The sequence below is a fragment of the Neisseria sp. DTU_2020_1000833_1_SI_GRL_NUU_006 genome, assembly GCA_032388755.1.
Taxonomy (GTDB): Bacteria; Pseudomonadota; Gammaproteobacteria; order Burkholderiales; family Neisseriaceae; genus Neisseria; species Neisseria sicca_C.
On the sequence record CP135593.1, the window covers coordinates 1432329 to 1445442 of the forward strand.

At 53.1% G+C, this 13114-nt stretch carries 11 protein-coding genes and 2 tRNA genes; 9 read left to right on the forward strand and 4 right to left on the reverse strand.

The genetic code is table 11. From position 1 onward, the window contains the following. The first annotated feature begins 11 nt into the window (after positions 1–11). Entirely contained in the window at positions 12–2918 is a 2907-nt protein-coding gene (gene infB / locus RSJ68_06965) for a translation initiation factor IF-2 (GenBank protein ID WNU96212.1), read from the forward strand. 391 nt (positions 2919–3309) lie between these two features. On the opposite strand, the gene RSJ68_06970 is transcribed toward infB, so the two are convergent. Continuing rightward, a tRNA-Leu gene (locus tag RSJ68_06970) sits at positions 3310–3394 on the reverse strand. Positions 3395–3683: 289 nt separating this feature from the next. Between RSJ68_06970 and RSJ68_06975 the strand changes: the two genes are divergently transcribed. The 4 genes from RSJ68_06975 (at position 3684) to hisD (ending at position 7614) form a co-directional block, all read left to right on the forward strand. Further along, positions 3684–4400, forward strand: a complete 717-nt coding sequence (locus RSJ68_06975) for an SCO family protein (GenBank protein WNU96213.1) — start codon at positions 3684–3686, stop codon at positions 4398–4400. Positions 4401–4680: 280 nt separating this feature from the next. Next, the gene (hisG, locus tag RSJ68_06980; protein ID WNU96214.1) at positions 4681–5334 is read left to right on the forward strand and encodes an ATP phosphoribosyltransferase; all 654 of its coding nucleotides are present in this window, start codon (positions 4681–4683) and stop codon (positions 5332–5334) included. Positions 5335–5437: 103 nt separating this feature from the next. Next, positions 5438–6325, forward strand: a complete 888-nt coding sequence (locus tag RSJ68_06985; GenBank protein ID WNU96215.1) for an endonuclease — start codon at positions 5438–5440, stop codon at positions 6323–6325. Then, complete coding sequence (hisD, locus tag RSJ68_06990) at positions 6322–7614, forward strand: histidinol dehydrogenase (protein WNU96216.1); 1293 nt, start codon at positions 6322–6324, stop codon at positions 7612–7614. Before RSJ68_06985 ends, hisD begins: the two co-directional genes overlap by 4 nt. Before the next feature lie 80 nt (positions 7615–7694). On the opposite strand, the gene RSJ68_06995 is transcribed toward hisD, so the two are convergent. The 3 genes from RSJ68_06995 to cysT form a co-directional block, all read right to left on the reverse strand. Continuing rightward, positions 7695–8768 (reverse strand): sulfate/molybdate ABC transporter ATP-binding protein, encoded by a 1074-nt coding sequence (locus RSJ68_06995; protein WNU96217.1) that lies wholly within the window; start codon positions 8766–8768, stop codon positions 7695–7697. Then, positions 8765–9625: a sulfate ABC transporter permease subunit CysW gene (gene cysW / locus RSJ68_07000; protein WNU96218.1), complete on the reverse strand. Its 861-nt coding sequence runs from the start codon at positions 9623–9625 to the stop codon at positions 8765–8767. The genes RSJ68_06995 and cysW overlap by 4 nt, the downstream gene beginning before the upstream one ends. 262 nt (positions 9626–9887) lie before the next feature. Continuing rightward, complete coding sequence (cysT, locus tag RSJ68_07005) at positions 9888–10724, reverse strand: sulfate ABC transporter permease subunit CysT (protein WNU96219.1); 837 nt, start codon at positions 10722–10724, stop codon at positions 9888–9890. Between the two features lie 234 nt (positions 10725–10958). Here cysT and RSJ68_07010 point away from each other — a divergent pair, with 234 nt between their 5' ends. The 4 genes from RSJ68_07010 (at position 10959) to nfsB (ending at position 13037) form a co-directional block, all read left to right on the forward strand. Continuing rightward, positions 10959–11432, forward strand: coding sequence for a hemerythrin domain-containing protein (locus RSJ68_07010; GenBank protein ID WNU96220.1), 474 nt, complete (start codon positions 10959–10961; stop codon positions 11430–11432). Between the two features lie 99 nt (positions 11433–11531). Beyond that, positions 11532–12026: a NemA protein gene (locus RSJ68_07015; GenBank protein WNU96221.1), complete on the forward strand. Its 495-nt coding sequence runs from the start codon at positions 11532–11534 to the stop codon at positions 12024–12026. A 111-nt stretch (positions 12027–12137) separates the two neighbouring features. Beyond that, positions 12138–12213 (forward strand) — tRNA-Asn (locus RSJ68_07020). A 173-nt stretch (positions 12214–12386) separates the two neighbouring features. After that, positions 12387–13037, forward strand: a complete 651-nt coding sequence (nfsB, locus tag RSJ68_07025) for an oxygen-insensitive NAD(P)H nitroreductase (GenBank protein WNU96222.1) — start codon at positions 12387–12389, stop codon at positions 13035–13037. The last annotated feature ends 77 nt before the right edge of the window (positions 13038–13114 follow it).

Genomic DNA, 13114 nt, shown 5'->3' on the forward strand with positions numbered 1-13114 from the left:
TGGGGGTACAGATGAGTAACACAACCGTAGAACAATTTGCCGCCGAACTGAAACGCCCCGTCGATGATTTGCTGAAACAACTGAAAGAAGCCGGTGTCAATAAAAGCAGCGGCAGCGATTCCCTGACGCTGGACGACAAACAACTGCTGAACGCCTATCTGAAAAAGAAAAACGGCAATGACGGCGGAACCATCAGTATCCGCCGCAAAAAAACCGAAGTCAGCACTGTCAGCGGCGTCAAAGTCGAACGCAAACGCGGCCGTTCCGTAACGATTCCTTCACCGGAAGAGCTTGCCGCTGAAGCTAAAGCCAAAGCAGTAGCTGAAGCGCAAAAAGCCGAGCAGGTTGAAGCGAAAGACCAAGCCGCAGAACAGGCGAAAGCCGAAGCTGAGGCCGCCGCCCGTGCCGAAGCGCGCGCGAAAGCCGAAGCGGAAGCTGCGAAGTTGAAGGCTGCCAAAGCGGCAAAAGCCGAGCCGAAAGCCAAAGCGGAAGAAGCGAAACCTGTTGAAGTGGCTGAAAAACCTGCCGACGTGAAAGCAGCTGAAAGCAAAGCCGACGATAAACCGGCAGAACCTGCTGCACAAGCAGTTCAGGCTGAAGACAAACCTGCTCAAAGGTCGTCTGAAAAACCTGCCGAAGGCAAAGCCAAGCCTAAACAAGACAAAGGCAATAAAGGCAAAGACGCGAAAAAAGCAACCAAACCCGCTGCCCCTGCCGCTCCGCAACCTGTGGTCAGCGCGGAAGAGCAAGCGCAACGCGACGAAGAAGCACGCCGCGCCGCCGCTTTACGCGCCCATCAAGAAGCCTTGTTGAAAGAAAAACAAGAACGTCAGGCGCGCCGCGAAGCCATGAAACAACAGGCTGATCAGCAAGCCAAGCCCGCAGCCGAAGCCAAAGCTGCCGAGCAGCGCAAGCCTGCCGAAAAAGCCAAAGCCGCGCCCGCAGAAGGCAAAGCCGCCAATCCTGCCCGTGCGAAAAAAGAAGACCGCCACAACCGCGACGATGACAACCAAGGCCGCAACGCCAAAGGTAAAGGCGGCAAAGGCGGACGCGACCGCAATGCGCGCAACGGCGACGACGAGCGCGTACGCAGCGGTAAAAAAGGCAAGAAACTCAAACTCGAGCCGAACCAACACGCCTTCCAAGCACCGACCGAGCCTGTCGTTCACGAAGTCTTGGTTCCCGAAACCATTACCGTTGCCGATTTGGCGCACAAAATGGCAGTCAAAGGCGTGGAAGTGGTCAAAGCCCTGATGAAAATGGGCATGATGGTCACCATCAACCAATCCATCGACCAAGACACCGCCCTGATTGTGGTGGAAGAACTTGGCCACATCGGCAAACCTGCTGCCGCCGACGATCCCGAAGCATTCTTGGATGAAGGCGTGGAAGCTGTGGAAGCCGAAGCATTGCCGCGTCCGCCGGTCGTTACCGTGATGGGTCACGTCGACCACGGTAAAACCTCACTGCTGGACTACATCCGCCGCGCCAAAGTGGTACAAGGCGAAGCAGGCGGCATTACCCAGCACATCGGCGCATACCACGTTGAAACCCCGCGCGGCGTGATTACCTTCTTGGATACCCCGGGTCACGAAGCGTTTACCGCCATGCGCGCGCGCGGTGCGAAAGCAACCGACATCGTGATTCTCGTGGTCGCAGCTGACGACGGCGTGATGCCGCAAACCATCGAAGCCATTGCCCACGCTAAAGCAGCGGGCGTACCGATGGTGGTTGCCGTCAACAAAATCGATAAAGAAGCTGCCAACCCCGAGCGCATCCGCCAAGAGTTAACCGCGCACGAAGTCGTGCCGGACGAATGGGGTGGTGATGTACAATTTATCGACGTTTCCGCCAAAAAAGGCATTAATATCGACGCGTTGCTCGAAGCCGTATTGCTTGAAGCCGAAGTTTTGGAACTGACCGCCCCTGTCGATGCACCTGCCAAAGGCATCATCGTTGAGGCACGTTTGGACAAAGGCCGCGGCGCGGTTGCCACCCTCTTGGTGCAAAGCGGTACGCTGAAAAAAGGCGATATGCTGCTGGCCGGTACTGCGTTCGGTAAAATCCGCGCGATGGTTGATGAAAACGGTAAAGCCGTCAACGAAGCCGGCCCGTCTATTCCGGTCGAAATCCTCGGCTTGTCCGACGTACCGAACGCCGGTGAAGACGCAATGGTGTTGGCGGATGAGAAAAAAGCCCGCGAAATCGCGCTCTTCCGCCAAGGCAAATACCGCGACGTACGCCTTGCCAAACAGCAGGCGGCGAAGCTGGAAAATATGTTCAACAACATGGGCGAAAATCAAGCCCAATCCTTGTCAGTCATCATCAAAGCAGACGTACAAGGTTCTTACGAAGCTTTGGCGGGCAGCCTGAAAAAACTGTCTACCGACGAAGTGAAAGTGAACGTATTGCACAGCGGCGTGGGCGGCATTACCGAATCGGACGTTAACCTTGCCATCGCTTCAGGCGCGTTCATCATCGGCTTTAACGTGCGCGCAGATGCTTCTTCGCGCAAACTTGCTGAAAATGAAAACGTGGAAATCCGCTACTACAACATCATTTACGATGCCATCGACGACGTCAAAGCAGCCATGAGCGGCATGTTGGCGCCGGAAGAGAAAGAGCAGGTTACCGGTATGGTCGAAATCCGTCAGGTCATCAGCGTATCCAAAGTCGGCAATATTGCAGGCTGTATGGTTACCGACGGCGTGGTCAAGCGCGACTCCCATATTCGCCTTATCCGCAACAACGTGGTCATCCACACCGGCGAACTGTCTTCTTTGAAACGCTACAAAGACGATGTCAAAGAAGTCCGTATGGGCTTCGAGTGCGGCTTGATGATCAAAGGCTACAACGAAATTATGGAAGGCGACCAACTGGAATGCTTCGACATCGTCGAAGTCGCCCGCTCGCTGTAATTTGCCGTTGTAAATAAAAGGTCGTCTGAAAACCATGAAAAGTGGTTTTCAGACGACCTTTTCCATATCTGCCGCATCAGAAGACAAGAAAGACAAATTAAGTTGAAAAGCCTAACAATCTTTTGAAATTAAAAGATTTCATTTAGATACAACTCTAACCCGAGATTACTTTATTGACGGACATTCAGGGGCATTTTTAGGGATATATTTTCGGGGTTATTTCAGAAACCCCAAATCATACCCCTGAAAACGGTTACTTCAATTAGGATGGATTAGGCGGGATTAGATGATAAATGGACACCGAAACCAGCGGAAAGCCTTATCTGTCTTGGCTTTGGTTTACGGCGTTAGACTGTGATAGACAAAAAAATAACCGCTCTAAAAGCGGTTGTGGTGCCCAGGGTCGGACTCGAACCGACACACCTTGCGGAGGGGGATTTTGAGTCCCCTGCGTCTACCAATTTCGCCACCTGGGCTGGTGAAGAAGTCGCTATTATAGCGGCGTATTCGGGCTTGTAAAGCAAAATCTTTCCTTTTTTGCAGATATATTGCTTATATTTTTGATTTTTAAAAACATTAAATTTATTTTATTTTGTTCCCGACGCGCCCTACTCTTTCCACTTATATCAAACATCATTCATTTTCAGCCGAAAAATGGCATAAACCGCTATATTAAATGTTGCAAACGCGCTAAGATGGCGGCGTTCGTTTCATTTTTTATTTTCAGACGACGTTCACACACCATACCCGCATTGGAGAATTTTTATGATGCCTACTGCAATCCGTACCGCCATTTTGGGCGCATTCGCCCTTACCGCACTTGCTGCCTGCAAACCTGAAGCCAAAACGCCGGAACAAAATCCCGCGACTGCTTCAGCCGCTTCTTCAACAGCGTCCGCCCCAGCCGCAACGCCTGCTTCTTCTCCTGAAACGACGACCTCGCTTAATGCTGCTGCCGCTCCTAAACCGCAAGGTCCGGGAACGGATATGCGTAAAGAAGACATCGGCGGCGATTTCACGCTGACCGACGGCGACGGCAAGCCGTTCAGCTTAAGCGACCTGAAAGGCAAAGTCGTGATCCTGTCCTTCGGCTATACACACTGCCCCGACGTTTGCCCGACCGAATTGCTGACTTACAGCGACACATTGAAACAATTGGGCGATCAGGCGAAAGATGTGAAAGTAGTGTTCGTCAGCATCGACCCCGAGCGCGACACGCCTGAAGTCATCAGCAAATACGTCAAGCAGTTCAATCCTGAATTTATCGGTCTGACTGCGACAGGCGACCAAAGCCTGCCGGTCATCAAACAGCAATACCGCGTGGTTTCCTCCAAAGTGGTTCAGAAGGAAGACAGCGAAAACTATTTGGTTGACCACTCTTCCGGCGCGTATCTGATCGACAAAAACGGCGAAGTGGCGATTTTCTCGCCTTACGGCAGCGAACCGGCAACCATTGCCGCCGACATCAAGAAACTGCTTTGATCCACATGGGGTCGTCTGAATGCCGGTTGCGGTTTTCAGACGACCTTTTTCCCATCTGAAACATATAGTGGATTAACTAAATCAGGACAAGGCGACGAAGCCGCAGACAGTACAGATATTACGGAACCGATTCACTTGGTGCTTCAGCACCTTAGAGAATCGTTCTCTTTGAGCTAAGGCGAGGCAACGCCGTACTGGTTTAAAGTTAATCCACTATACAATGGAGAAAGTCAGACCGCCTGCTTGGTACGGGTTAAAAGTCTGACAGCACACAACAACAATGACTGAAAACACACTGACCATCGCCCTGTCCAAAGGACGCATCTTTGAAGAAACGTTGCCGCTTTTGGCAGCGGCGGGCATTGTTCCCGCCGAAGCTCCCGAGAAATCGCGCAAACTGATTATCGGCACCAACCATGAAAACATCCGACTCGTCATCGTCCGCGCCACCGACGTGCCGACTTACGTCCAATACGGCGCGGCAGACTTCGGCATCGCGGGTAAAGACGTTTTGATCGAACACGGCGGCAGCGGGCTTTACCAGCCGCTGGATTTGCACATCGCCGAATGCCGCATGATGGTCGCCGTGCGCAAAGGTTTCGACTACGCCGCCGCCTCGCAGCCCGGCAGCCGCCTGCGCATTGCGACGAAATACCCCAACATCGCCGCCGAGCATTTCGCCGGCAAAGGCGTACACGTTGACATCATCAAACTTTACGGCTCGATGGAGCTTGCGCCGCTGGTCGGCCTGAGCGACGCCATCGTCGATTTGGTCTCCACCGGCAACACGCTTAAGGCAAACGGTTTGGAAGCGGTCGAACACGTTGTCGATATTTCCAGCCGTCTGGTGGTCAACAAAGCCGCATTGAAAACGAAACACGCGCTGCTGGAGCCGATTATTCAGGCGTTCGGCAGCGCAGCGAAGGCGGGGTGAGCGTTCATTTGAATGAAGATGCGTTTTCAGACGACCCTAGCCGCTTCCGCCGACAGGTCGTCTGAAAATACCACCGGCAGTAAACTGTATAGGAGGATTTAAAATGGTTGCAAAAATAAAAAAATTTTCAGATTCAACCCTTTCCGTTTTGAATAACGGCGAGCGTCGATTTTACGTCTATTGTCTGACCGACCTGAAAAAAGACAAAATCCTCTACATCGGCAAAGGCTGCGACAACCGCATCTTCGAGCATGAACAAGCCGCCCGTTCGCAAGACGGCGACATTGACGTACCGGCACGCAAAGCCATCTCCAAATGTAAGAAACTCGGCCGCCATATCATCAGCTATCATCTGACCGAAGCCGAAGCGCAAGCCGCCGAAACTGCCCTGATTCATTTCGTCAAATCCGTTGTCGATAAAAAATTCAAAAACAAATCTGCCGGATGCGGCGCGGGCGGCATCAGCGCGGAAGAACTCGACGACCGCTTCAAATTCACGCCCTGCCCGCTCGAGGAATTCAATCCCGACGGACTCGTTCTCGCCGTCAAAATCCAAGACGCTTTGGACTTGGATGCCGACGAAGAAGCGAACTACAGCTTCGACAACCAAGACGATGCCAACCTCAAATCGCGTACGTTGGGCAACTGGGTTATCGGCAAAGATGCCGCATCAAAAGTGAAATACGTTATCGGCATTCACGCGGATCTACAAAACGCTGTTGTCAGCGCGTACGAAGTGGATGGCTTTGAAACAATGGTTGAGGAAACCAAAAATGGTAGAACACAAACCCGTTACCGTTTCCATACCGCCTCGTCCAGCAAAAAAGTGCTGTCCAAACTCGGTCTGCACCAAAAATGCCTGCCTGAATTGAAGTTCGGCGGAGCGGGCGAAAAAGCGTATATCAGACCTAAAACAGAGACAGAGACTGAACAAGAGAATATTCAGACGACCCCAAGTCCAAAAATAAAAAAGGAGAAAACCAAGTCATGAAAAAACTCAACACCCAATTGCCCTCTTTCCAAGCCGAACTCAAAGCCCTGCTTGCCTTTGAGACCGCGCAGAATCCCGAAATCGACCGCGTCGTTGCCGACATTTGCACCGACGTGCAAAAGCGCGGCGATGCGGCACTCATCGAATACACCAACCGCTTCGATGGCACGTCCGCCCAAACCATAGCCGACCTCATCCTGACGCAAGACGATTTGCAGGCCGCATTTGAGCGTGTGCAGCCCGAAATTCAAACCGCCTTGAAAACCGCCGCCGCACGGGTCGAAAGCTATCACCAACGCCAAAAAATGGAATCGTGGACCTACGAAGACGAAGACGGCACGCTCTTGGGACAACAAATTACACCGCTTGACCGCGTCGGCATTTACGTCCCCGGCGGCAAAGCGGCGTATCCAAGTTCCGTCATCATGAACGCCATGCCTGCCCATGTCGCAGGCGTGAAAGAAATCATCATGGTCGTCCCCACGCCCAAAGGCGAACGCAACGACATCGTACTTGCCGCCGCCTTCGTCGCGGGCGTCACTAAAGTCTTCACCGTCGGCGGCGCGCAGGCGGTTGCCGCCCTCGCCTACGGCACCGAGTCCGTACCGCAGGTCGATAAAATCACCGGTCCGGGCAACGCCTTCGTCGCCGCCGCCAAACGCCGCGTGTTCGGCGTGGTCGGCATCGACATGGTGGCGGGGCCGTCTGAAATCCTCGTCATCGCCGACGGCACCACGCCTGCCGACTGGGTGGCGATGGATTTGTTCAGCCAAGCCGAACACGACGAAATCGCCCAAGCCATCCTCATCGGCACATCGCAGCCCTATCTCGACGAAGTTCAAGCCGCCATGAACCGCCTCATCGAAGCCATGCCCCGCCGCGACATCATCGAAGCCTCGCTCGGCAACAGGGGCGCGATGATACTCGCCAAAGACTTGGACGAAGCCTGCGAAATCGCCAACTACATTTCCCCCGAACACTTGGAATTGTCGGTAGAAAACCCGCAGGAATGGGCGAAAAAAATCCGCCACGCCGGCGCGATTTTCATGGGACGCTACACCAGCGAAAGCCTCGGCGACTACTGCGCCGGCCCCAACCACGTCCTGCCCACCAGCCGCACCGCCCGCTTCTCCTCGCCGCTGGGCACTTACGACTTCCAAAAACGCTCCAGCCTGATCCAAGTCTCCGAACAAGGCGCACAGAAACTGGGTAAAATCGCCAGCGTGTTGGCACACGGCGAAAGCCTGACCGCCCACGCGCGCTCGGCGGAATTCAGGTTGAAAGACTGATTCGGTCGAACACGCCATCCATCAAAAAGCAAAGGTCGTCTGAAAACCTGTTTTCAGACGACCTTTCGTTATTCCCTCCATCAAATCGAATATTCAATCAACTCGTTTTGCGAAAACACATAAACCTGTTTCGGCACCAATGCCAATTCCCGCCCTGCGGACAAATCCAGCCTTGACGCGTCGCTGCCTGCCAGTGTGATATGCACGTCCTGTTTGCCGTGTTTCACCAAAACGTGTGTCAGTGCGCCGACGGCGTGGATTTTTTCGATTTCGGCGCGGATCATCGGGGTTTCGTGTTCGGCTGCGATCTGCCATTCGTGCGGGCGGATGTAGCCGGTGGCGGTTTGTTCCTGCCATTTGTAGTGTGCATCCAATTTCCACGCGAAGCCGTTGTAGTGCCAGATGCCTTTTTCGATGCGTCCTTCAAATGCGTCGGTTTCACCGAGAAACTCAGTAACGAAGGCGTTTTCGGGTTTACGGTAAATGGCTTCGGCGCTTCCGGTTTGTTCGATTTTACCGTGGTTCATAACGACGATTTCGTCGGAAACTTCGAGGGCTTCTTCTTGGTCGTGCGTTACTAAAATGCTGGTTACGCCTAGGTTGTGATGGATGTCGCGCAGCCAGGTGCGCAATTCTTTGCGTACTTTGGCATCCAGCGCGCCGAAGGGTTCGTCCAGTAGCAGGAGTTTGGGTTCGACCGCAAGGGCGCGGGCGAGGGCGATGCGTTGGCGTTGGCCGCCGGAGAGTTGGTGCGGATAGGATTTGGCGAGGTGGGAGAGCTGCACGAGTTTGAGCAATTCTTCGACTTTGGTGCGGATTTGTTCTTTGGAAGGGCGTTCGGACTTGGGCAATACGGTCAAACCGAAAGCGACGTTGTCAAACACGTTCATGTGGCGGAAGAGGGCGTAGTGTTGGAACACAAAACCGACTTTACGCTCGCGGACGTGTTTGGCGGTTACGTCTTGCCCGTCAAAGAGGATATTGCCGCCGTCGGCGTTTTCCAGTCCGGCGATGATGCGCAGGAGCGTGGTTTTGCCGCAGCCGGAAGGGCCGAGCAGAGAAACGAGTTTGCCGGTAGGGACGTTGAGGTTGATGTTTTTCAGCGCGTGGAACGCTCCGAAGTGTTTGTTTAGGTTTTGGATGGTGATGCTCATGCTGCGTTCCTTTCGGTGGCGGCGAGTTTTTTATCTTGTAATTTTGTGATGATGTTCTGCACCGCCAGCGTCGCCAGTGCTAAAAGTGCCAATACGCCGGAGAGGGCGAATGCGCCGGTGAAGTTGTATTCGTTGTAGAAGATTTCGACCAAAAGCGGGATGGTGTTGGTTTCGCCGCGTATGTGTCCCGATACTACGCTGACCGCGCCGAACTCGCCCATTGCGCGGGCGTTGGTAAGGATGATGCCGTAGAGCAGCGCCCATTTGATGTTGGGCAGGGTAACGCGCCAAAACATCTGCCAGCCGCTGGCGCCGAGAATCAGGGCGGCCTGTTCTTCGCTGTCGCCCTGCGCCTGCATCAGCGGGATGATTTCGCGCGCGACAAAGGGAAAGGTAACGAACAGCGTCGCCAAAATAATGCCGGGGATGGCGAAGATAATCTGTATGCCTTGCGCTTCCAGCCAGCCGCCCAATGCCGTGTGCGCGCCGAACAATAAGACGAACATTAAACCGGCCACCACGGGCGATACGGAAAACGGCAAATCGAGCAGGGTGGTCAGCAACTGCTTGCCGCGGAAGTCGAAACGGGTCAGCAGCCACGCCATCGCCACGCCCAATACGGCATTGACGGGAACGACCACCGCGGCGGTAATCAGGGTGAGCTTGATCGCCGCCCACGCTTCGGGATCGGTAAGGGATTGCAGGTACAAATCCCAACCGCCTTTCAGCGCTTCGTAAAACACGGCGACAAGCGGTACGACCAGCATCAGCAGCAGGAACCCCAGCGCGACAGCGGTCAGCAACACGCGCAGCCAGCGCGGTTCGGTCAGGTTGGGATTGGCGGAATAAGGTTTCATGGCGGTGGTGTTCTCTGGTTGGTTTTAAGATGTTTGGAGGTCGTCTGAAAAACTGTTTTCGTGGGTCGGATTCGTTTTCAGACGACCTTTTATTGATTAAGGGAATAAAAAACGTCTAGCTGCCGTCATTCCCGCGCAGGCGGGAATCCATCGGTAAAGTTCAGCTGCCTTATTTATTTTTGGTTTTTCTGTTGCCGTGCGGTGGATTTCCGCCTGCGCGGGAATGACGGCAACAGCGTAGTTCAGGTTTTTAGACGACCCCTCAACCCTTCGCCCCCGAACGCCTGCTCAACGCCCACTGCATCACGTTCAGCGCAAACAGAATCACAAACGAAACCAGCAGCATAAACAACGCCACCGCCGACGCGCCCTGTACGTCGAACTGTTCCAGCTTGCCCGTAATAATCAGCGGCAGGATTTCGGAAACCATCGGAATGTTGCCCGCGATAAAAATCACCGAGCCGTATTCACCCGTTGCCCGCGCGAACATCATGCCCGCACCGGTTAAGAGCGCCGGCGTGATTTCCGGCAGCAGCACGCGGCGGAACGTCGTGAAGCGGTTTGCACCCAAAGTCGCCGCCGCTTCCTCATACTCGCCCGACAATTCCTCCAATACCGGCTGCACGGCGCGGACGATAAAAGGCAGGCTGACGACGACCAGCGCAATCCAAATGCCGACGGGCGTAAACGCAATTTTGATGCCCAAAGGCTCGAAAAAACGGCCTATCCAACCGTTGGGCGCATACAGGGTCGCCAAAGCGATGCCCGTAACCGCCGTCGGCAGCGCAAACGGCAAATCGACCAGCGCGTTCACCAACCCCTTGAGCGGAAATTCATAGCGCACCAACACCCACGCCACCAGTGTGCCGAACACGACATTGGTCAGCATCGCATAAAACGACATCCGCAAACTCAGCCACACCGCCGCCAACACGTTCGGCTCGGCAATCGTGTTCCAAAAGCCGCCCCGGCCGATTTCCGCCGCCTTCGCCGCCATCATCGCAAACGGCAAAACCACCAGAAGCGACAGGCACAATACAGTCAGGCCGAGGCTGATTTTGAAGCCGGGCAGTACGCTGGGCGTTTTGAGTAATAACATGGTCGGTCGGAAGGGAAAAAGAAGATGCTGCCACTTTAACGGGGTCGTCTGAAAAACGGAAAGAATGGTTTGTTTCCGGCAAAGAAAAATTGGTTATAAGTATTGCGTGAAACAAGGCCGAAAACTGTACATCCGCCCGCGCGGGGTGTATGCTTCGAATACATTCATACAATATCAATCTTTACCACAAACCTTAAACGTCGTCTGAAAACGACTAAATTCAGGAATACCGCCATGACCGATTTGACCGTTTGGGAAGTTTCCCCCGTAAATACCGTGATAGACCATGTCATCAGCCGCTATCACAATACCCACCGCGCACAACTTGAAGAGCTTGTCCCTTTGGCGCACAAAATCGCCTCAACCTCGCCCGACGGCTTCCCCGCCGAACTGCCGGAACTGCTCGAATACATCCAAAACGAGCTGCTGATGCACATGATGAAGGAAGAACGTATGTTGTTCCCAATGGCAAAACAAGGCTTGGGCAGCCGTGCCGCCATGCCGGTCAATGTCATGATGCACGAACACGAAGAACACGACCGTGCACTGGCGCAGTTGAAAACCCTGACCAACCATTTCACTCCGCCGCAAAACGCCGACAAAGACCAGCAAAGGTTGTACGCGTTGGCACAAGAACTGTCGGACGATTTGGAAGAACATATCCACTTGGAAAACGAAATCCTTTTCCCACGCATCTTGGCTTCATAAAAAATATCGGCGGCTGTCTAGCCGCCGATATTTTTTACCTATGCCACTCCATAATATATAATTGTTTTATATGGATATTCAACCCATGAGGATTATCTTATGAAACCTATTGCCGCCGCTTTATCGCTATCCGCCTTCATCCTGACCGCCTGTACCGCAGACTCGCCCCGCATGTCGGTAGGCCTCGGCTTGGGAACAGGTATAGGCAGCCATATCGGATTAGGTACCTCTGTCAATATCCCCGTCGGCATTGGCAAAAGGGAAAACCGTACCCCTAAAAACAACGGCGGCATCCATATTATCGAGGAACAAATCGTTACTTATTTTGACGCGCAAGGCATCCCTGCCGACAGCCCCGTCAAGGGAGGTTATTATCGGCAATTAATCAGCAGGCACAATAAGGAATATCTGGTACAGGATTTCTACAGCGACAACAGCAGGAAACGCACCGATCCCTATCCCCTGCCCCGCGAACGGCTGCTACAATTCCGCGCCACACCGTATGACGGTTCATTAACCGTATATACCTACAACGGCAACGTCATGCAGCAGCAAGTATTTAAAAACGGAAAATTGATCAGCACAAAATATTAATGGGATAAAGTCAAAATAATATACTTACCATTCAAATATTTGAAATGCTGCCGTTTCGTCAGTTAAAATTTTAGTTGACACTTTTTTTCAGGGCTATATAATACGCCCCATTCCCCGATAGCTCAGTCGGTAGAGCGACGGACTGTTAATCCGCAGGTCCCTGGTTCGAGCCCAGGTCGGGGAGCCAAATTTAAAAAGCCTGAACAATTTGTTCAGGCTTTTTTGCATATACATATTGTGTTCAATCGGCGAAAAATAAAAGTCTTCCTATCATCTAAAGCATTAAGATTTGCCTGATTGCTCCTTTCAGACGACCTTCCTATAATCTGTTTTTCTTTTTTTATAAAGAGTCAATAAATCATGAATATTACCGAAATCGTCCGCCAACGATACAGCACCAAGTCTTTCGACCCGTCCAAAAGAATCGCAGCCGAAGACTTCGCCCATATCGAAGCTGCCCTACGCAACAGCCCCTCCAGCGTCAATATGCAGCCGTGGCACTTCATCATCGCCGATGATGAAGCAGGCAAAGCGCGTATCGCCAAAGCTACTGAAAAACTCCCTTACAACGCCCCGAAAATTACTCATGCGTCCCACGTCGTCGTCTTCGCCGCCCGCGTTTGCGCCGATGATGATTATGTCGCCGCCGTATTGGCGCAAGAAGACAGAGACGGGCGCTTCGCCACGGAAGAAGCCAAACAGGCAGGCGACTCTACCCGCCGTCTGTTCTTAGGCATCCACCGCAACCAAATCCAAGACGAAGAGCAATGGCTTGCCAAACAAGTCTATCTCAACATGGGTTTCACCCTGCTCGCCGCTGCCGCATCAGGCATCGACGCCGTGCCGATGGAAGGCGTGGATTTGCAAGTTTTAAATGAGGAATTCGGTTTGATCGAAAAAGGCTACAAAGCCGTCGCCGTCGTCTCCTTCGGCTACCGTGCCGCAGACGATTTCAACGCCGCTTTACCCAAATCACGTTTTGAAAACGAAGCCATCTTCACCAAAATCTGAAAAAACTGATGAAACAGCAATTAGGTCGTCTGAAACCTTCAAATAGAGGGTTTCAGACGACCTTTTTGCATCATCAC